13 protein-coding genes and 2 pseudogenes are annotated in these 20264 nt (G+C 66.7%); 11 read left to right on the top strand and 4 right to left on the bottom strand.

Annotation, left to right across the window (positions count from 1 at the left end):
* The first annotated feature begins 4 nt into the window (after window positions 1-4).
* The 5 genes from fmt to ACTQ49_RS10940 are packed head-to-tail and all read left to right on the top strand — an operon-like array spanning window position 5 to window position 4100.
* Window positions 5-970, top strand: coding sequence for a methionyl-tRNA formyltransferase (fmt, locus tag ACTQ49_RS10920; RefSeq protein ID WP_441827871.1), 966 nt, complete (start codon window positions 5-7; stop codon window positions 968-970).
* Complete coding sequence (locus ACTQ49_RS10925; protein ID WP_441827872.1) at window positions 967-2337, top strand: RsmB/NOP family class I SAM-dependent RNA methyltransferase; 1371 nt, start codon at window positions 967-969, stop codon at window positions 2335-2337. The genes fmt and ACTQ49_RS10925 overlap by 4 nt, the downstream gene beginning before the upstream one ends.
* Before the next feature lie 3 nt (window positions 2338-2340).
* Window positions 2341-3009 (top strand): helix-turn-helix domain-containing protein, encoded by a 669-nt coding sequence (locus ACTQ49_RS10930; RefSeq protein WP_441827873.1) that lies wholly within the window; start codon window positions 2341-2343, stop codon window positions 3007-3009.
* A 42-nt stretch (window positions 3010-3051) separates the two neighbouring features.
* Window positions 3052-3717: a ribulose-phosphate 3-epimerase gene (rpe, locus tag ACTQ49_RS10935; protein WP_441827874.1), complete on the top strand. Its 666-nt coding sequence runs from the start codon at window positions 3052-3054 to the stop codon at window positions 3715-3717.
* Between the two features lie 38 nt (window positions 3718-3755).
* A complete protein-coding gene (locus ACTQ49_RS10940) occupies window positions 3756-4100 on the top strand; it encodes an SdpI family protein (protein ID WP_441827875.1) in 345 nt (114 codons plus the stop codon).
* Window positions 4101-4113: 13 nt separating this feature from the next.
* Here the strand turns inward: ACTQ49_RS10940 and ACTQ49_RS10945 are convergent, their stop codons facing one another.
* On the bottom strand, window positions 4114-4950 hold the full coding sequence (locus tag ACTQ49_RS10945) for a PAC2 family protein (protein ID WP_441827876.1): 837 nt from the start codon (window positions 4948-4950) through the stop codon (window positions 4114-4116).
* Between the two features lie 179 nt (window positions 4951-5129).
* Here ACTQ49_RS10945 and metH point away from each other — a divergent pair, with 179 nt between their 5' ends.
* Together metH and ACTQ49_RS10955 are read left to right on the top strand one after the other, a co-directional pair.
* On the top strand, window positions 5130-8645 hold the full coding sequence (gene metH / locus ACTQ49_RS10950) for a methionine synthase (RefSeq protein ID WP_441827877.1): 3516 nt from the start codon (window positions 5130-5132) through the stop codon (window positions 8643-8645).
* A 47-nt stretch (window positions 8646-8692) separates the two neighbouring features.
* On the top strand, window positions 8693-9166 hold the full coding sequence (locus ACTQ49_RS10955; RefSeq protein ID WP_441827878.1) for a YbhB/YbcL family Raf kinase inhibitor-like protein: 474 nt from the start codon (window positions 8693-8695) through the stop codon (window positions 9164-9166).
* Between the two features lie 3 nt (window positions 9167-9169).
* Here ACTQ49_RS10955 and ACTQ49_RS10960 read toward each other — a convergent pair whose 3' ends face one another.
* Window positions 9170-10447 (bottom strand): S49 family peptidase, encoded by a 1278-nt coding sequence (locus ACTQ49_RS10960; RefSeq protein WP_441827879.1) that lies wholly within the window; start codon window positions 10445-10447, stop codon window positions 9170-9172.
* 174 nt (window positions 10448-10621) lie between these two features.
* Between ACTQ49_RS10960 and ACTQ49_RS10965 the strand changes: the two are divergent.
* Window positions 10622-12241, top strand: a pseudogene (locus ACTQ49_RS10965) (HAD-IA family hydrolase); the annotation flags it as partial.
* Window positions 12242-12335: 94 nt separating this feature from the next.
* The gene (gene arc, locus ACTQ49_RS10970) at window positions 12336-13937 is read left to right on the top strand and encodes a proteasome ATPase (RefSeq protein WP_441827880.1); all 1602 of its coding nucleotides are present in this window, start codon (window positions 12336-12338) and stop codon (window positions 13935-13937) included.
* Between the two features lie 16 nt (window positions 13938-13953).
* Here the strand turns inward: arc and ACTQ49_RS10975 are convergent, their stop codons facing one another.
* Entirely contained in the window at window positions 13954-14304 is a 351-nt protein-coding gene (locus ACTQ49_RS10975; RefSeq protein WP_441827881.1) for a DUF3054 domain-containing protein, read from the bottom strand.
* Between the two features lie 261 nt (window positions 14305-14565).
* On the opposite strand from ACTQ49_RS10975, the gene ACTQ49_RS10980 reads away from it, so the two are divergent.
* Window positions 14566-17520, top strand: coding sequence for an RHS repeat-associated core domain-containing protein (locus ACTQ49_RS10980; protein WP_441827882.1), 2955 nt, complete (start codon window positions 14566-14568; stop codon window positions 17518-17520).
* Window positions 17521-17745: 225 nt separating this feature from the next.
* On the opposite strand, the pseudogene ACTQ49_RS10985 reads toward ACTQ49_RS10980, so the two are convergent.
* Window positions 17746-18542: pseudogene (locus ACTQ49_RS10985) on the bottom strand (transposase family protein).
* Between the two features lie 868 nt (window positions 18543-19410).
* On the opposite strand from ACTQ49_RS10985, the gene ACTQ49_RS10990 reads away from it, so the two are divergent.
* On the top strand, window positions 19411-20016 hold the full coding sequence (locus tag ACTQ49_RS10990) for an RHS repeat-associated core domain-containing protein (protein ID WP_441827883.1): 606 nt from the start codon (window positions 19411-19413) through the stop codon (window positions 20014-20016).
* Window positions 20017-20264 lie beyond the last annotated feature (248 nt).

Here is a 20264-nt window from a genome sequence, read left to right on the forward strand (position 1 = left end):
CGCCGTGAGAGTTGTCTTTGCCGGCACACCGGAACCCGCCGTCCCCAGCCTGGAGGCGATCGTCGCCGCTGGCCACGACGTGGTCGGGGTGGTGACCAGACCGGACGCACCCGCCGGCCGGGGCAAGCGTCTGACGGCCTCGCCCGTGGCCGCCAAGGCGCAGGAGCTGGGCCTGGAGGTGGTCAAGCCACATCATCCGCGCGATGAGGAGTTCGTGGCCTGGTTGACCGAGCGCCAGCCCGAGGTGTGCCCCGTCGTGGCCTATGGAGCCCTGGTGCCGCAGCACGTGCTGGCGATTCCCACCCATGGTTGGGTGAACCTGCACTTCTCGCTGCTGCCGGCCTGGCGCGGTGCAGCCCCCGTGCAGCGCAGCATCATGGCGGGGGAGCAGGTCACCGGAGCCACCACCTTTGAGCTGGTCCCGGAGCTGGACGCCGGCCCGGTCTACGGCACCATCCAGGAGCCCATCGGCGCTCTGGACACCTCGGCCGATCTCCTGGACAGGCTGGCCCGGCGCGGCGCCGATCTGCTGGTGCAGACCCTGACGGACATCGGCCGCGGCATGCGCCCCACCGCACAGGCACCGACGGGTGTCAGCCTCGCTCCCAAGATCACCGTGGAGGAGACCCGGATCGACTGGAGCAGACCGGCCGACGAGATCTCGGCCCTGGTGCGCGGAGCCAATCCGAACCCGGGGGCGTGGACAGTCCTGGAGGGCCAGCGGTTCAAGGTCTTGCTGGCCCGGCCGGTGGGCTGGGAGCAGCCGCTGCGCCCCGGCCAGCTGGCGGCCACCAAGCGACAGCTCGTCGCCGGGACGGGCGACGGCGTGGTCGAACTGCTGCAGGTGCAGGCCTTCGGCAAGAAGCAGATGGCCGGGGCCGACTGGGCGCGGGGCATGCACGAGCTGCCCACCGCCTTCGACGATCCTGCGGGACAGTCCACCGGGCAGCACGAGGAGGCACGAGCATGAGCCCACGTGACGTCCGCCGTCCCCCGGAGCGGTTCATCGACCTGGCGCGGATGGCAGCCTTCGACACCCTGCGCGACGTGCACGCCAGCGACGCCTATGCCAATCTGGCCCTGGCCGAACAGCAGCGCGAGCACGACCTCAACGCGCAGGAGGCCGCGCTGTGCACGGAGCTCGTCAACGGCACCTGCCGTTGGGAGGGCACTTATGACCGGATCATCGAGGCCGCGGGCGGGCGCGCGCTCGGCACCCTGCAACCCGCCATCGTCGACGTGTTGCGCCTGGGGACCCACCAGCTGCTGGGCATGCGCACCCCCACGCACGCGGCCGTCTCCACGTCGGTGGACCTGGCCGGGATCGCGCTGGGTGAGCGCACCACCGGCGTGGTCAACGCGATCATCCGCAAGGTGGCCCAGAAGTCCCTCGACGAGTGGCTCGACGAGCTGACCGCCGGGATGGGGGAGCGCGGGGCCCTGGCGCTGCGCACCGGGCATCCCCGGTGGATCGTGGACGCCTGGGCGGCGGTGCTGCCCGACGATGAACTGGAGGCCGCACTCCTGGCGGACAATGAGCCCCCCGTGCCCACCCTGGTCGTGCGGCCCGGGCTGGCCGAACGCGACGAACTGCTCACGGACGGTGGACGCCCCACCGAGTACTCGCCCCACGGCGTGGTGCGGGAGGGCAATCCCGCCCAGCTGGCGGCGGTGCGCCAGCGTCGCGCCGGAGTGCAGGACGAGGGTTCCCAGCTGGTGGCGCTGGCCCTGACGCGGGTGGACGCGCCGGCCGGCCGCTGGCTGGACCTGTGCGCCGGGCCCGGCGGCAAGGCGGCGCTGCTGGCAGGGCTGGCGGGACAGCAGGGATCCACGCTGCTGGCCAATGAGGCGCACCAGCACCGGGCCGAACTGGTCCGCAAGGCCTTGATGGGCTACCCCGTCAACACCTGGCAGGTGCAGACCGGTGACGGCACCCGCCCGTCGTGGGAACCCGGCAGCTTCACCCGGGTGATGGCCGATGTGCCGTGCTCCGGCTTGGGATCACTGCGTCGCCGTCCGGAGTCCCGCTGGCGCCGGACCCCCGAGGACGTGCACGAGCTGCACGAGTTGCAGGCCGCTCTGCTGGACTCGGCCATCACGTCGACGGCCCCGGGCGGCGTTCTCGCCTATGTGACCTGTTCGCCGCACCGGGCGGAGACCGCGGCCATCGTGCAGCAGGTGGCCGACGAGCGCGTCGAGATCCTGGACGCGCCGTCCTTCCTGACGGAGGTGCCCGACTGCCGTGCCTTGACCGACGAGCGCTTCGTCCAACTCTGGCCGCACCGGCACGGGACCGACGCGATGTTCCTGGTCCTGATGAGGCGACGCCAGGACTGAACCATGGGGCAGGGGAGAACGCAGGCGCAGGGCGCCGACCAGCCGGGCGAGGCCGATTTCGCCGCGCGGCTGGCGGCATCCGTGCAGCAGCGGGGACTGTCGCTGTCGCGGATTCGCCGTCGTGTGGAGGAGATGGGGCTCTCGGTCTCCGAGGCGACGCTGAGCTACTGGTGCACGGGGCGGTCACGGCCGATCCGGGCGAGCTCGCTGGAAGTGGTGCGTGCGCTGGAGATCATCCTGGGCACGGAGCCGGGGTGGCTCGTCGCGGCCCTGCCCAGCGGGAAGGGGGTCCACTCCCTGGCGGGCGTCATCAGCCGGCACCAGTTGTTGGAGCAGGCCGTCCAGGAGCATGCCCTGGCCACCTCCGCCGACTGGCGCACCATCGCGGTGAACTACACGGTGACGGTGGAATCCGATGGGTGGCAGCGCAGCACCGGAACCGGCTATGCCCTCAAACAGCAGATCAGGAACCTGGTGGTCCAGGTGGACTTCGAAGGCACGATGCCGCGCGACTTCGTCGCCACCGTCCAGACGCCCGGCGACGCGGAGCCGGTGGAGCGTGCGGGACTGCTGCGCCGCGGAGCCCACTGTGTGCAGGCCGTCCTGAGGGATCCGGGACCCGGGATGTACGAGGTCGCGTGGAGCTGGGGCGACGACGCGTCGCCCAGCTAGCCCGGTCATGGGTCACCGGAGCGGATCGATAGGCTGGATGCCATGGCCATGCGCATCACACCCTCCATCCTGAACGCCGACCTGTCGAACCTGGGCGGCGAGATCGCCCGCATCCCCAGCGCGGATGCCGTTCACCTGGACGTGATGGACAACCACTTCGTCCCCAACCTCACCCTGGGGCTCCCGGTGGTGGAGAGCATCCGCAAGCAGACCGACCAGTTCCTGGACATCCACCTGATGATTGCCGATGCGGACCGCTGGGCACCGGCCTATGCCGAAGCAGGCGCCGAGAGCGTCACCTTCCACGTCGAGGCGTCGAATGCCCCGATCCGTCTGGCACGCGAGATCCGGGCACTCGGAGCGCGGGCGTCGATGGCGCTCAAGCCGGCCACCCCGATCGAGCCCTATGCGGACATGCTCACGGAACTGGACATGGTGCTGCTGATGACGGTGGAGCCGGGCTTCGGTGGCCAGAAGTTCCTGGACCTGGTGCTGCCCAAGATCCGTCGAACCCGTGAACTGGTGAAGCGGACCGGGCAGGACATCTGGGTGCAGGTGGACGGCGGAGTGTCGCTGGAGACCATCGAGCGGTGCGCCGAGGCGGGTGCGGACACCTTCGTCGCCGGATCGGCCGTCTACCGTGCCGATGATCCGGACGTGATGGTCAATGATCTGCGCACCCGGGCCGTCGCGGCCTGCCAGCACTGACCGGCACGGAAGGTCTGCTCGGTATGGGAAGTGGTGTGATGCTGGCGAGCGTGATGCTCGTCCTGGGCACCCTGCTGTGGGTGATGTCCTGGCAGGGGAGCAGCCGTCGAGTAAGTCCGAATTCGTTGCTGGGCATCCGCACGCCCCGTACCCAGCGTTCGCAGGAGGCGTGGCACGCGGGTCAGGAGGCGGCCTCCCGCTGGTTGGGGCGCGCATCAGCCGTGATGATGGTGGGTGGTCTCGTGCTGCTGGCCATGGTGGTCTCCGGTGCCACCCCGGTGGGGGTCAACATCGTCGCCCTGCCCCTGTTCGGGCTGGTCGCGTGGTGCTTCGTGCGGGCCGTTCAGTCGGCCGACGAGGCCGCGGGCAAGCAGACGGACTGAACGCCGCCCCGGCTCAGTTGCCCTGGTCCCGGCGGCGCAGGTAGCGCTGGAATTCCGCGGCGATGGAATCTCCCGTGGCGGCCGGCAGGTCCTCCTCGTCCTGGGCTGCCTCCAGACGGGAGATGTATTCGGCGATGTCCGGATCCTCGCTGGCCAGCTCGTTGACGCCGCGCTCCCAGGCCTGCGCCAGTTCCGGCAGGTCGCCCAGCTCCAGCGGAGCTTCCAGCAGGTCCTCGATCCGCACCAGCAGCGCCAGGGTGGCCTTGGGATTGGGCGGGTCCGATACATAGTGGGGCACCTGGGCCCACAGGGAGACCACTGGCATGCCGGCGGCAAGCGCCGCCTCGGCCACCACTCCGACGATGCCGGTGGGGCCTTCGTAGTTGGAGGGCTCCAGGCCAAGCTTGGCGGCGAGCTCCGGGTCATTGGACGTTCCGCTCACGGGCAGGGGACGCGAGTGGGGTGAATCGGTGAGCATGGCGCCGAGCACCACGACGAGTTCTGGGCGCACACTGCGCAGGGCGGAGACCAGGGCGGCGCTGAACGAGCGCCACCGCAGATTGGGCTCGGGGCCGCTGACCAGCACCACGTCGCGTTCCGGGAGCTCGGCGACGGCGATCTGCACGCAGGGCCACTCGATCTCCCGTCGCTCCTCACCCGTGCCACTCACGCGCGGACGGTTCATCTGGAAGTCGTAGTAGTCCTCGCCGTCGATCTCGAAGATCACGTCGGCCTCGTAGGTGAGACCCAGATGGTCCACCACATTCGTCGCGGCGTCGGAGGCATCGTTCCAGCCCTCGAAGGCCATCACGACCACGGGGTGGCGCAGGTGCGAGAGGGATTCAGCCATGCGCACCAGACTAGTCCGTCCCGCATCCACGGTCCGGATTGCGCGTTCCATCGATGGCGGCTCGTCCATCGCAGTCTGGCGTGCGATGCTCGAATGCTTCAGAGGGTCCAGCCGTTCAGACGAGTCCACCCACCGTCTGGGGAGCGTGAGCTTGCTCACAGCCCCGTAGGGTGGAGACCATGACTTCTTCTCTTCGTGACCTGTTGACCCGCCGAGTTCTCGTGGCCGACGGAGCGATGGGCACGATGCTGCAGGCAGTTGACCTCTCGCTCGACGACTTCGAGAACCTCGAGGGCTGCAATGAGGTGCTCTCGGTGACCCGGCCCGACGTGATCGAGGAGATCCACCGTTCCTACCTGGCCGCGGGGGCGGACCTGGTGGAGACCAACACCTTCGGTACCAATCTGGCCGCGCTGGGGGAGTACGGCATCGCCGATCGCATCGAGGAACTGGCCGAGGCCAGTGCTCGGATCGCTCGTCGGGTGGCCGACGAGTTCAGCACCGTGGACAAGCCGCGTTTCGTGCTGGGCTCGATGGGTCCCGGCACCAAGCTGCCCACCCTGGGCCACATCACCTTCGCCGCCATCCGCGACGCCTACCAGCGTCAGGTGGAGGCGATGATCGCCGGCGGTATCGACGCCGTCCAGATCGAGACCTGTCAGGACCTGCTGCAGGCCAAGGCGGCCATCATCGCCACCAAGCGAGCCCGCGCCGCGGCCGGGGTTGACCTGCCGATCCTGGTCAACATCACCGTCGAGACCACCGGCACCATGCTGCTGGGCAGTGAGATCGGCGCGGCGCTGACCGCCATCGAGCCGTTGGGCGTCGACGTGATCGGGTTGAACTGTGCCACGGGTCCGGCGGAGATGAGCGAGCACCTGCGCCATCTGGCCAAGTTCTGCTCGGTGGGGGTGGGGTGCATGCCCAATGCCGGTCTGCCGGTGCTGGGCCCCGACGGTGCCAGCTACCCGCTGGACGCGGAAGGCCTGGCCACCGCACTGGACCGCTTCACGCAGGACTACGGCCTCAGCGTGGTGGGCGGCTGTTGCGGCACCACGCCCGAGCACATCCGACTGCTGAACGAGACGGTCGGGGGGCGGGAGGTGGCGCCACGGTCACCGGAGCACGTGAATGCCACCAGCTCGCTCTACAGCGAGGTGCCCTTTGCCCAGGACGCCAGCTACCTGAGCATCGGTGAGCGCACGAATGCGAATGGGTCCAAGGCCTTCCGCGAGGCGATGCTGGCCGGCAAGATCGACGAGTGCGTCGAGATCGCGAAGGCGCAGATCCGCGACGGTGCGCACCTGCTGGACCTCTGCACTGACTACGTGGGGCGCGACGGCGCGGCGGACATGCGTGAGCTGGCCAGCCGATTCACCACCGCGGTCACCCTGCCGATCATGCTCGACTCCACCGAGCCGGAGGTGATCGAGGCCGGTCTGGAGACGCTCGCGGGGCGCTGTGTCATCAACTCGGTGAACTTCGAGGACGGCGACGGGCCCACCAGCCGCTATGCCCGCGTGATGCCATTGGTGCGGGAGCACGGCGCCGCCGTGGTGGCGCTGACCATCGACGAGGAGGGGCAGGCGCGCACGGCCGAGTGGAAGGTGCGCGTCGCGAGCCGTCTGATCGAGGACCTCACCCAGAACTGGGGCATGGAGGTGGGCGACATCCTCGTCGACTGCCTGACCTTCCCGATCGCCACCGGTCAGGAGGAGACCCGGCGCGATGGCATCGAGACCATCGAGGCGATCCGCGAGCTGAAGCGGCGCTACCCGGGGGTTCGCACGACGCTCGGTGTCAGCAACATCTCCTTCGGACTCAACCCGGCGGCCCGGATCGTGCTCAACTCGGTCTTCCTGCACGAGTGCGTCCAGGCCGGGCTCGATTCCGCCATCGTGCACTCGGCCAAGATCGTCCCGATGGACCGCATCCCCGACGAGCAGCGGCAGGTGGCGCTGGACCTGGTGTACGACCGTCGTCGGCCGGCCACCGAGACGGAGGCGGCCTACGACCCGCTGCAGAGGTTCCTGCAGCTCTTCGAGGGCGTCAAGGCGGCAGACATGCGGGCCAGTCGCGCCGCAGAACTGGCGGCCCTGCCGCTCGCGGAGCGCCTGCAGCGCCGCATCATCGACGGCGAGGCCAAGGGTCTGGAGGCGGACCTGGACGAGGCGATGCAGACCAAGCCGGCGCTGGACATCATCAACGATGACCTGCTGGCGGGCATGAAGGTGGTCGGTGACCTGTTCGGCTCCGGCCAGATGCAGCTGCCCTTCGTGCTGCAGTCGGCCGAGACCATGAAGGCGGCTGTGGCCTACCTGGAACCGCACATGGAGGTCACCGACGACACGGCGGGCAAGGGCACCATCGTGCTGGCCACCGTGAAGGGCGACGTGCACGACATCGGCAAGAACCTGGTGGACATCATCGTCAGCAACAACGGCTACCAGGTGGTGAACCTGGGCATCAAGCAGCCGATCAGTGCGATCGTCGAGGCGGCGGAGGCCAACCATGCCGATGCCATCGGCATGAGCGGTCTGCTGGTTAAGTCGACGATGGTGATGAAGGACAATCTGGCGGAACTGGATGCCCAGGGCTTGGGCACCAAGTATCCGGTGCTGCTGGGAGGTGCGGCCCTGACCCGAGCCTTCGTGGAGCACGACCTGAACGAGAACTTCTCCGGTGAGGTGCGCTATGCCAAGGACGCCTTCGAGGGGCTGGCCCTGATGGATGCCGTTATGGCGGTCAAGCGCGGCGAGCCGGGGGCAGCCTTGCCGGCCATCAAGCCCCGACGCATCCCCAAGGGTCCCAGCGTGGAGATCGCGGAGCCCGAGCTGGGCGTGCGCAGTGACGTGGCCCGTCCGACGCCCGAGGGTGGGGTGGATGTGCCCATCCCGCCGTTCTGGGGCACGCGGGTGGTCAAGGGCATCCAGCTGGCGGAGGTCACCGAGTGGCTCGACGAGCGGGCCACCTTCCTGGGGCAGTGGGGGCTCAAGCCGGGCCGTGGCGAAGGCGGTGCCTCCTACGAGGAACTGGTGGAGACCGAGGCCCGTCCTCGACTCCGGATGTGGCTGGACCGGGTCAAGACCGACGCCCTTGCCGAGTTCGCCGTGGTGCACGGCTACTTCCCGTGCTATTCGGTGGACGAGACCCTCGTCGTGGTGGATCCGCAGGACCATGCCCGTGAGGTGACGCGCTTCACCTTCCCGCGCCAGCGTCGCGACCGTCGCTTGTGTCTGGCGGACTTCTTCCGTGACAAGGAGGAGTTCGACGCGCACGGCCCCGACGTGTTGCCCATGCAGCTGGTGACGATGGGATCGGCCGTGGCACGCGAGACAGCCAAGCTCTTCGAGGCCAATTCCTACCGCGACTACCTGGAACTGCACGGCCTCAGCGTCCAGCTGACCGAGGCCCTGGCAGAGATGTGGCACGCCCGAACCCGTGAGGAGCTCGGCTATGCCGCGACGAACTCCGACATCGACAAGGCCATCCAGAAGCAGGACTACCGGGGTTCGCGCTATTCCTTCGGCTACCCGGCCTGCCCGGACCTGGAGGACCGCGCAAAGCTGGTGGAGCTGTTGGAGCCCTGGCGCATCGGCGTGGAGCTGAGCGAGGAGCTGCAGCTGCACCCCGAGCAGTCGACGGATGCGATCGTGGTGCACCATCCGGAGGCCAAGTACTTCAACGCGAAGTGATGGTTTCCACGTTCCCCGAGCCCGTCGAGGAGCCATAGGCTGGCGGCATGTTCACGCTGACCAGCCCGGCCTTCCGCGATGGCGAACCGATCCCGAAGCTGCACCTGGGTCCGGGGCATGGCCGCGACGTCTCGCCGGCGCTCTACTGGAGTGGGGAGCCGGCGGGCACCAAGGCCTTCGCCCTGACGCTCACCGACGAGGACGCCCCCGGCTACCAGCACTGGCTGGTGGTGCTGCCCGGCGTCGTGGACCAGACCCCGGAGGGCGCCCTGCCCCCGGGATCCGTGGAGGGCAAGGGCACCCGCGCCCAGGGCTATGAGGGGCCCTGCCCGCCGTCGGGGCTGCACCACTACGGCTTCACCCTCGCCGCGCTCGACGAGTTCCCCCAACTGCGCCCGGGCTTCAGCGTCGACGCGTTGACCGACGCCATCGCCGGCCACGTGCTGGCCAGCGCCACCCTGGGTGGCACCTACCAGCCGCGGCTCGGCGTCAAGGGCCTGGTGCGCAAGCTGCGCCGCTGACGGTCAGCGGCCGCAGAACTGTGTCGTCGGGCCGTTCCACGCCAGCACCTGCGGGGAGCCCGTGCAGATGACGCTGGTGACTCGCACCGGCTGCCCCTTCTCGGCCGTCGCCGCCGGGGCCTGACCGTAGATCCGGGCCTCGGCACCCAGCAGGGTGTCCAGGAAGCCGGGGGGTGTCGCGGCCTCCAGCTTGGTGTCCTCCGGGTCAAGGCCGTTCATCGTGGCCGCCTCACGGTAGGCCTGGTCCCGGTTCATCACGTCGTCGACCAGCTTCTTCTCCTTGGCGGTCTGCGGATCGAAGATGTGGGCACCCAGGTCATTGCGAATCGTCGCCTCGGGGATGTTGCGGTACTTGCTCACCCAGCCCACGAAACCGGCGTACTCCTTGGCCAGCCCGTCGGTCCAGACCTTGCGCTCCTCCGGGGTCATGGCGCGGTAGGGGTTGCCGAAGTCCTTGCCCTTGCCCTGCGTGATGTACTCCGCCGTGATGCCACCCTCGGTGGTGACCCCGCCGCCGAGCAGGCCGCCGTCGATGGCCTTGACGTCCTTGTACTGCTCGAAGGGGCCGGAGATGACGCCAATGGAGCCGATCAGGGTGCCGTGGTCTGCGACGATCTTGTCGGCCGGCGCCATGGCGAACATGCCACCGGAGGCGCTCATGCCCTCCACGACGGCCAGCACCTTCTTGCCGGTGCGCTCCTGGTAACGCTCGACCGCCTCACCGATCGCCCGAGAGCCGTTGATGGTGCCGCCTGGGGTGTCCATCCGCAGCACCAGGCCGTCCGTGTCATCCTTGCCGATCTTGTCGATGGTGTCGGCCACCTCGTAGCCATAGGTGGCGGCGGTCAGCCCCATGCCCTGGTCGCCTCCGGCCATGATGGCGCCGCGCACGTCGATCGCGCGCAGCGTCTTGCTGGCGTCGGCCTTGCCCCAGACCGTCTCATAGCTGGTGGTCTGGGCGCTGGGGGTGCTCAGCTCCGAGAGACCCGAGGTGGCCGCCGCCAGGATGGCGCCGGTGATCATGCTGCCGACGATCGACAGGCCCAGCAGCACACCGCCAGCGCCGAGCGCACCTCCGGCGCCCAGGCCGAGCCCCTTGCGGAACCAGCCGTCCGGCTTCTGCGGAACCACATAGCTGGGCGGCAGCGGCCGCGGCGCGGGACCCTGCGCCGTGGCGCCACCGTGCTGGGGCTGAGACTCGTGCTGGGGCTGGGGAGCGGGGAAGTCCAACGGCTCCGACGGATTCTGGCCGCCGGGCTGCTCCGGGTTCTCGTGGCTCATGGACGGGTCCCTTCTGTGGTGATCCTGGGGAAGTGTGGTGCATCCATCCTTGCAGTTGCGCGTGTCGCGGTCCCGAGTCTTTGGTAGGTCATCGACCCGTCGGATGGTCCACCCGGCGACGGAAGGGCTGCCCGGCGGGAATTGTCGTGGCGCTCTGGAAGAATGGCCCGCATCATGAACAAGACTTCCTACACCGCCGCGCGGCCCGCAGCCGTCCTCTGGGACTTCGACAGCACGATCGTGGACACCGAGCCCATCTGGACCGAGTGTGAGGTGGCCACCATGGCGCACTTCGGCGGCGAGTGGAGCCCAGAGGACTCGGCGGCCATGGTGGGCCAGTCGGTGTGGGCCCTCTCGGCCACCTTCGCGGAGCGTCTGGGCGGCCGGGTGACCACCGAGCAGGTGGTGGCCGTGCTGCAGGCCAAGGCCGTGGAGGCCATGACGACGCAGGGCGCCAAGCTCTTCCTGCCGGGGGCTCGTGAACTCGTCGACGAGATGCACCAGCAGGGGGTGCGGATGGCGCTGGTCAGTTCCACCCCGCGGCACATCCTGGACGCGGTCCTGGCCACCCTGCCGCCGCTGGGCTTCGAGGTGGTGGTGGGAGGCGACGAGGTCAGCGCCAACAAGCCCGATCCGGAGCCCTACCGCCGGGCGGCGGAGCTGCTGGACGTCGACGTCACCAAGTGCCTCGTGATCGAGGACTCCGCCACCGGGGCGGAGTCGGCAAATGCGGCCGGCGCCGTGGTCGTCGTCGTGCCCGCGATGGCTGCGGTCCCGGGCGCCCGGCGCCGGGTGGTGATCGACAGTCTGCAGGACGTGACCACCGCCCAGCTCTTCCAGCTCTACCGCCGCTGCATCGGGCAGCCCGCCAAGCTGGTGGCGCCGCCGCCACCCGTCAGCGAGAACCTCTCGGGAGTGCACCGCGGGCCCCTGCAGGCCGGCGAGCGGGTGACCCTGACCGATCCGAAGGGTCGTCGGCACTCCGTCCTGCTGACTCCGGGCAAGAGCTTCCATTCCACCAAGGGCGGGATCCGGCACGAGGAGATGATCGGCCAGCCCGAGGGCATCACGGTCACAGCCGGGAACACCACATTCACCGTGCTGCGGCCGCTGATGAATGACTACATGGTGGCCATGCCCCGCGAGGCGGCCGTCATCTATCCCAAGGATGCCGCGCAAATCCTGATGTGGGGAGACATCTTCCCCGGTGCCCGCGTGCTGGAGGCCGGGGTGGGTTCCGGCGCCTTGAGCATCGCGATGCTGCGGGCGATCGGCCCCCACGGCACCCTGAACTCCTACGAGCGGCGTGAGGAGTTCGCCCAGGTGGCGCGCACCAATGTGGAGACCTTCCTGGGGCAGCCGCATCCGGGCTGGAACCTGACGGTGGGTGACCTGGTGGAATCCATCCGTGACGAACCCGTCGACCGTGCGGTGCTGGACATGCTGGCACCGTGGGAGTGCATCGACGCGGTCTCCGCGGTCATCGTGCCCGGCGGCGTGCTCACCTGCTACGTCGCCACGGCAACCCAGCTGGGCCGTGTGGCGGACACCTTGCGCACCCACGGCGGTTGGACGGAACCGCAGGCCACCGAGACCACCACCCGGGACTGGCATGCCGAGGGCCTGGCCATCCGTCCCGGCCATGGCAGCACCGGACACACCGGCTTCCTGGTGCACAGCCGTCGCCTAGCGCCCGGCGTCGAGGCGCCCATGCGCAAGCGGCGGCCCGCTCCCGGTGCCTATGGGCCCGACTACCACGGACCGCGGCCCAAGAATGTGCCGATGACCAACCAGGAGGTTCCGGACAACGGCATGCCCGAGCGGCAGGGTCGCGCCCCGCGCACCCGAGACGATGCCGAGCAGGATTTGCCGCTGGACGGAGAGTGACGTGGCTGGCTTCGAGCAGTCCTTCAGCCCGGGCCATGGCTACAACCATCGCCTGGAGATCGCCGAGCGGCGAATGCAGGACGCCCGCGCCGATGCGCGCTCCCTGGCGGCGCAGAACGAGAAGCTGAACCAGACGCTGCGCGAGGCCCGCTCCAAACTGGTCGCACTCAAGGCTGAGGTGGACGCCCTCAGTGCGCCACCGCTGAATCGTGGTCTGGTCATCGCCGTCCGGGAGCCCATCGCAGACGAGCCCGCCACACTGGAGGTTTCCGCTCTGGGCCGGATCCTGCGGGTGAGCGCCCTCCCCGCGGTGCTGGAGGCAGCGGCTCCCGGTGACGGGGTGCTGCTCAATGAGTCCAGCGTCGCGGTGCAACTCTGCGAGCCCGAACCGAGGGGGGATCTGGCCGTCGTGGTGGAGGCTGGCCCCGGGGGTGTGGTGGTGCAGGGTGCCGGCGGTGACGAGGTGCTCGTGGGACTGGTCCCGAGCCTTGACCCGGCTTCGTTGGCGGCCGGCGACAGCGTGCTGGTGGATCGGCGGGCTGGGCTTGCCCTTGCTCGCGTGGCGCGCAGCCGGGTCGAGGAGCTGGTGCTGGAGGAGGTGCCGGACGTCTCGTATCAGGACATCGGTGGGCTCGGCGATCAGATCCAGCAGATCCGCGACGCGGTGGAGCTGCCCTTCCTGCACCGCGACGCCTACCGCCGCTACCAGCTCACTGCCCCCAAGGGGATCCTGCTCTACGGGCCACCGGGATGCGGAAAGACGATGATCGCCAAGGCCGTTGCCAATTCGCTGGGGGCCGGCGTCGACGGGCGCGGCGGTTCGTACTTCCTGAACATCAAGGGCCCCGAATTGCTGAACAAGTACGTCGGTGAGTCGGAGCGTCAGGTCCGCGCCGTCTTTGCCCGCGCGCGGGAGCACGCCACCGAGGGCAAGCCGGTGATCGTCTTCTTCGACGAGATGGACTCCCTTTTCCGCACCCGCGGATCCGGGGTCAGCTCCGACGTGGAGAACACCATCGTCCCGCAGCTGCTCAGCGAGATCGACGGTGTCGAGGGAATCGACAATGTCATCATCATCGGCGCCTCGAACCGGGAGGACATGATCGACCCGGCGATCCTGCGGCCCGGGCGGCTCGACGTGAAGATCAAGTTGGAACGCCCCACACGTGAGGGTGCCGCGGAGATCTTCGCCAAGCACCTCACGGAGCAGACCCCCTTGCACCCCGATGCTCCCGGCCTGCCGGGCTTGATCGAGGTGGCCTGCGAGGAGGTCTACGGGCGCACCGCCCGCAACGAATTCCTGGAGGTGACCTATGTCAGTGGCGCCAAGGAGACGCTCTGGTTCGGTGACTTCGCCTCCGGGGCGATGATCCGCAACATCGTCGACCGGGCCAAGAAGGCGGCCATCAAGGACGAGCTTTCTGGAGGCCCTGGGGGAGTGTCGGTGGCGGGGATCATCGCCGCCTGCCGGGCCGAGTACGAGGAGAACGAGGACCTGCCGAACACCTCCGATCCCGAAGACTGGGCGCGGATCAGCGGACGCCGCGGCGAGCGGATCGTCTTCATGCGCAGCCTGGTGGGAAGTCGGTCAGCGGCCCACTGAGGCTGCGGCGGGGTCCTCAGACGCCCGAGAGCTTCTTGCGGAAGAGCAGGCGCCAGCCGATCAGGAAGAGCGCCAGAGTGGTGGCGGTGACGATGATGAAGGCCGTCGCCGCGGTGCTGCCCGTGGCCACGCGCAGGCTGAGCCCGCCCACCACGGTGATGAGCCAGACGAAGACGCCGGCCGCCAGCCCACCCACGGGGCGGCGCCGCAGCAGCAGGATGGCCCAGGCCACCAGGCACGCCACCAGGAAGGGCGCCGAAACGGGCAGCAACCTGTCGAGCAGGTTTCCGTCGTGGCTCAGCACCCCCATGATCGAGAAGACGACGACGAGGACGAGGTCAACGGCCATGACTACCTGCTTGCTCATGCTGCGGAGTCTAGTCGCTTGATTCGGCCGTGTTCACGACGAGTGACACTGACAGACCGGCGTGGGGGGCGGTCGAGCTCTGCTCGGTGTGGAAATGTGGGGTGAATTGTTGTGGTGGTTCGGGTCCGGGGTGGTGATTTGGGGGCTAGCATCTGTGCTGTCGGATGGATCCGGGGCGAAGGCCCGTTCTACAACTCGTTGTCGTCGCGTGTGGGGGCGTTTGGTCAGCGGTGGTCGGTGACGGCCGGTCAGGATGTGGGGTTGGAGATCGGCACGGGTGAGGTGTTGTTCCGGGCCCCGTCGGGTTTCCGGGTCACGCTGAAGAACTCGACCACGAATGCGAACGTGTTCACGAATGTGTCGTTCAGGGCGAAGGTGACCAAGGAGTCTGATGGGTCGTACAAGTTGGTGGCCAGTGGGTCGCGGACCACGTTCGTGTTCGACTCGGCTGGCACGTTGACCCGGATCACTGACCGTAACGGGGTGGGGTTGACCTACCGTTACGAGACGGCGCCGAATGGGGTGCAGCGGGTTGCGAGTGTGACTGATGCGGCGGGCCGGGTGACGAGTTATGGTTATGACTCGTCGAACCGGATCATCTCGATCACGGATTCGGCGTCGCGGGTGGTGAAGTATGGCTATGACGCGGCGGGCCGGTTGGTGCATGTGATCGACCCGGCGGGTTTCCAGGTGAATTACAGCTATGACGCAGCGGGTCGGTTGTGCCGGATCGCGACGGCGCGGGGCGTGACGGTGGATGTGGCCTATGACACGACCGGGCGGGTGACGGGGGTGTCGCGCTACCAGTACCTGCAGGGTGGTGGGGCGAAGCAGACCACGAGTTTTGCCTACGCCAGTGGGTCGACGGTGGTGACCAATCCGGCCGGTCACACGTCGACCCACACGATTGATGGGCAGGGCCGGGTGACGAAGGTCGTGGACGCGCTGGGGGTGACGAGGAACACGACCTGGACGACGAGTTCGATGGTGGCTTCCAGTTTCGAGACGGTCTCCACGGTCGCGACCAAGTTCGAGTGGGACAGCAACAACAACCCGACCAAGGTGTCACTGCCGACCGGTGCGACGAGCTCGGCGACCTACGCGTCGGGGGCGTGTGGGGCGGGGACCACGTCGGGTACGGCGACGGATCTGCAGCAGTGCGGCAGTGATGATGCGGGCAATGACACTGCCTATTCCTATGATGCGGTCGGCAACCAGTTGTCGGCCACGGATGTGAGCAGTAGTGCGACCGGTGGGGCGAAGGTCACCAAGACCTATGCCAAGCCGGGCAGCACGGACAGCGCCACGAATTGTTCGAGTTTCGCGGGGCAGTTGTGTTCGGTGACTGATGGCAATGGGCATGTCACCCGCTACCTGTATGACGTTGATGGGAACATGGTCAAGGTGATCCCGCCGGCGCCGTTGGGGGCGGTGACCTACACCTATGACTCGTTGGGTCGGGTCGCGGCGGTCGCGAAGGGTACTGGGGTGACGAACCTGTACTCCTATGACGTGAATGATCGGTTCGTGAAGGGCGTCTACGGTGCGACGAATGCCGGGCCAGAGACGACGCAGTATCGGGTCCATGACGGTGATGGGAACCTGACCAGTATTGATGCGCAGACGTTTGTCTATGACGGGCAGAACCGGTTGGAGAAGACCACTGACCAGGCGGGCAAGACTCGTTGGCGCGGTTTTGACGCGGCCGGCAACGTCACTGTCATGGCGGACGAGAACAATGTGATGACCAGGTACACCTACAACGCTGGCGGGCAGGTGACGTCGGCGGCGTGGCAGGGTAAGCCGTGCCCGTTGGCGGGCACCGCGAATGCGAACCTGCCCACGGGGTGTGTGAAGTTCGGCTACAACTCGTCCGGGCGGCTGTATGTGACGGTCTATCCGGGCAACATGACCACGAACACCACGTGGGACACTGCCGGGCGGATGACCAGTGTGAAGACCGCCCGGGCCGGCACCACGCCGCAGACGATGCTGCACCAGAGCTACAGCTATGGAGGTTCGGGCACGGCGGACCGGGTGAACCTGGTCTCGATGACTGATCACACGGGCGACTTCGTCCCGGCCGGTGCGGTGACCACCTACGGCTACGATTCGCTGCGGCGGCTGACCTCGGCGGTCGAGAAGAACGGCACCGCCACCCATGCCTCGTTCGGCTACACCTATGACAAGGCCGGTAACCGGTTGACTGCGGCCCTGTCCGGAACCCTCGGGGGTCCGACTGCCGGGACCCGGACGTTCACCTACAACGCTGCCGACCAGCTCGCCACGGTCAACGGCTCGTCTGCGGGGATCGGGTTCGATGCCAATGGTGACGAGACCGCGAATCCCGGCTGGCCCGCGGGTGGGGTGCAGCCCCGCAGCAATGTGAAGACCACCGCGATCGGGGATGTGGCGACCATGACTCGCGCCGACACGGGGGACGTGTTCAACTTCACCAACGCTCAGGTGTTGCCCACCGGCACCCGGAACCTGACCTGGTCCCACGGTATCGATCACACCTGGAACCCTGCCGGGATCGATTCGGTGACCAACCCGATCGGTACCGGGGTGATGAAGATGTTCACCCTGCCCAACGGTCAGGTCCTGGGCTATGAGCTCGACGGGGTGATGGAGTATCTCCACAAGGACCGTCTCGGGTCGGTGTTGGCGATGACCAACGATGCTGGTGGTAAGGAGGCCTACTACCGCTACGATCCCTACGGTCAGCCGCGTAGCTACTACCGGTGGAGCCTCACCGCGAAGGCCAACACCCTGATGTATGCAGGGCTGCACCGTGACTACTCCACCGGCCTGATCCGCATGGGCGCGCGCTGGTACGACCCCACCCAGGGCCGCTTCACCCAAGCCGACCCCTCCGGACAAGAAACCCACCCCTACCTGTACGCAGCAGGTAACCCAGTTAATCTCTCCGATCCCTCTGGTCTTGTCACTATCTGGGGAGAAGCGGCTCGCACTGTTGGCACAGTGGGCAGTGCAGTTATTGGAGCCTCATGCGGCAAGGTGATTCTTGCTTGCACAGCTGCTGGCGGGGCGGTGGGAGCAGCAAGCGGAGCTGTTGGTGCAGCGCTTGATGGTGAGAGCGTCCTCGAAGGGGCGCTGACGGGGGGATTGCAAGGCGCTGTCGGTGGATATACTGGCGCCAGGATTGCCAGATATTTTAAGAATAATGGCATCAAGGCAGTCGATGAGGAGTGATCATGAATGATTCAGATTTTCATGGATTCGATAAGAATTTATTAGTATTCGGTGGGCGCCTAATCGGGTTTATTTGTCTAGCGGCCGTGGTGTTTGGGATAGTCACTGGTGAGCCTTTCGTTTGGGGGGGAGTGGCTATTCTCTTCATAGGGATATCTGCATTCGCTTTCTCGATGGCGCTCCGTCGATCAATGTCGAATCCTAATGACGTGTAGTGAGGTTCTCTCACCCGGATCTTCGCATGTGAGTAGCGATCACGAGGGCTGAGCGGACGATGGCGGTGATTCGCCAAGGGTCGAGGGTGACCTTCTGCAAGGCGCGGAAAGTGCTTGAGGATCGCGTTGGCTCGTTCTGCGGGGGCTCGCAGTTGGGTGATGAGGCGGTTACGGGTGGCGGTGCCCGGTGCCAGGTAGTGGCCCTTGACCGGGTGGAGGATGCCGATCCCTGTTCCTTGGTAGCCCTTGTCCGTGAGTGTCTTCAGCCCTTGGGCTGCGGCTGGGTAGAGCGCTGGCAGGACGTGTTGTCGGGCGGCGGTGAGGTCATGCGTGCTGCCGGGGGACACCGGCGAGGTCCAGATCGGGAAACCGGAGCTGTCGGTGAGGACTTGGATGTTCCGTCCGTGACGGTGGTGTTTTCCTGAGTACCGGGCATCGGTGCTTTTCCCTTCTCCGGTGGGGGTGTGGACGGCTGTGGTGGCGATCAGCGTGCCATCCAGACAGACGAAGCCAGCTCCGGCGGCCCGTTGGCCATCCAGGGCCTCCTGCAGGTCGGGGGCGTGGTCGGCGACTACGTCGAGGGCCTCGTGGAGGTAGCGGTAGCAGGTGGCCTGGGACAGGCCGTGATCACGGGCCAAGCGGTGGATGGGGGTGGCGTCGAGCATCCATCGGCACACCATCACGGCTTGGGTCCAGCAGGACTTGGCGCGCTGCCATGGGCGCTGGTCATGTCGGCGACGCTGGGCCGACAGCCACCCGGCGCACGATGGTCTCGGGAAGGTCGAGGATGGCACGATAGGACAGCATGCGGGCTCGGTTCTGATACGGGGACGGTGTCTTGGCAGAAACCGATCCTGCACCACCCGACCCGCATGCACCCACCCGAGTCGACCATCACCCCTTGCCAGAGCATCACTGCCGATGTTCTACAGGCAGCCCTGATGAGAAAACCTCACTGATTTACTCTCGTTTAGAGTGTTGCTTCCTGTTCTTTTGCATTCCTCACTTTTTAAGTTGGAGCCAATTTGGATGAGTGGATTTGAGTGTTGTGTCTATGGGAAACGTCCCTGCCCTGCGCATGTTAAGGCGTTGGCGGCCTGTGAGTCGCCCTGAGTTTCGTGGAGGGTGGGTTATGTCGCGTCGGCGGTTGGTGGAATTCTATCCAGGCTCTGAGGAAAGGTCTCGCAGTGGGTATCACTAAGAAGGATAAAGTAATCGGCGGCATCGCGATGATGCTAGGAGCAGGCATATATTGCTTTGGGACCTTCGGTCGTGACCGTTCCTTGGGGAGTGGATTGCATTCTCCTTCATTGGAGCAATCGGTATTTTGGGATTTGTCCTCAATATTCGCGCTCTGCGAGATCGGCTGTAGGGTTATCTGGCTCTTCACGATCCGGGGTGTAGGCCGGTGGTGAGGACTTTGGGCGTGGATGGGCGCGAGGGCTGTGGTCCGGCCGTGTCGCATGTCATAGGGTGAGGGCACTGCGATCATGCAGAGCGACCCGGAGGCGTTCAGGGCGGCCGAAGATCCCTTCGGTGGGGCTGTTGCTGGAGCTGGTGTGGTCCAAAGAAGGCGAGGACGTCATCGTGGCGCTAGGTCAGTGTCCCGTTCGACTTTGTGACCTCGACCAGAACCTGGGCCCACGGCCAGGACGTGTCGTGGAACCCGGCCGGGATGAACTCGCTGAGCAACATGTTCGGCGAGGGTGTGATGAAGTTGTTCATCCTGCCGAACGGGCAGGTGCTGGGTTATGACCTGGGCGGGGTGATGGAGTACTTCCACAAGGACCGTCTCGGGTCGGTGTTGGCGATGACCAACGATGCTGGTGGTAAGGAGGCCTACTACCGTTACGACCCTTACGGCCAGCCGCGTAGCTACTACCGGTGGAGTCCCACCGCGAAGGCCAACACCCTGATGTATGTCGGGGCGCCCCGCGACACCGCCACCGGCCTGATCCGGATGGGCGCCCGCTGGTACGACCCCACCCAGGGCCGCTTCACCAGCGCAGACCCCTCCGGACAAGAACAACACTCCTACCTCTACGCCGCAGGTAACCCCATCAACAACACCGACCCCACTGGGTTGCGGATCTTCTGGGGCGGCTTGGCTTACACGATGGGACTTGGAGCTTTGGACTTCGGCGTGACAACGGGTGTTACGAGTATCATCAGTAGTGCATTTGGTCTCGGAGTCGTTGGAACTGCGGCTGTGGGGATAGGGGTATTCGTTGTTGCCACTGCTGCCGTATATACGTTGGATTACTATTGGAACCCGTTCTAGGGGAGGTTGAATGAAAAGCAAAGATAGTAGCCACGTCAAGATATTAAGGCTTCTATCGGTCGGATTCCTTTCGCTGGCTGTCCTTCTTTTTTTGATTACATTCCTTTTTGGTGGCGACTCGATCTAGTGCGGCGTGCCGTTAGTTCTTGAATGGTTGTGGTTTGGGAGAATTGGTCATGGCCAATTCTCCTGCCCCGGCGCTGGGTCTTCGTGAGGGTGATCGTGAACGTCTGGAGTCGTTGACGCGG

Source organism: Luteococcus sp. Sow4_B9 (assembly GCF_052116585.1).
Lineage (GTDB): Bacteria > Actinomycetota > Actinomycetes > Propionibacteriales > Propionibacteriaceae > Luteococcus.

Bases quoted from the DNA above. Each gene is read 5' to 3' on its own strand.
- ACTQ49_RS10925 (WP_441827872.1), top strand. From the start codon at position 967: ATGAGCCCACGTGACGTCCGCCGTCCCCCGGAGCGGTTCATCGACCTG.
- ACTQ49_RS10930 (WP_441827873.1), top strand. From the start codon at position 2,341: ATGGGGCAGGGGAGAACGCAGGCGCAGGGCGCCGACCAGCCGGGCGAG.
- rpe (WP_441827874.1), top strand. From the start codon at position 3,052: ATGGCCATGCGCATCACACCCTCCATCCTGAACGCCGACCTGTCGAAC.
- ACTQ49_RS10940 (WP_441827875.1), top strand. From the start codon at position 3,756: ATGCTGGCGAGCGTGATGCTCGTCCTGGGCACCCTGCTGTGGGTGATG.
- ACTQ49_RS10945 (WP_441827876.1), bottom strand. From the start codon at position 4,950: ATGGCTGAATCCCTCTCGCACCTGCGCCACCCCGTGGTCGTGATGGCC.
- metH (WP_441827877.1), top strand. From the start codon at position 5,130: ATGACTTCTTCTCTTCGTGACCTGTTGACCCGCCGAGTTCTCGTGGCC.
- ACTQ49_RS10955 (WP_441827878.1), top strand. From the start codon at position 8,693: ATGTTCACGCTGACCAGCCCGGCCTTCCGCGATGGCGAACCGATCCCG.
- ACTQ49_RS10960 (WP_441827879.1), bottom strand. From the start codon at position 10,447: ATGAGCCACGAGAACCCGGAGCAGCCCGGCGGCCAGAATCCGTCGGAG.
- ACTQ49_RS10975 (WP_441827881.1), bottom strand. From the start codon at position 14,304: ATGAGCAAGCAGGTAGTCATGGCCGTTGACCTCGTCCTCGTCGTCGTC.
- ACTQ49_RS10990 (WP_441827883.1), top strand. From the start codon at position 19,411: ATGAACTCGCTGAGCAACATGTTCGGCGAGGGTGTGATGAAGTTGTTC.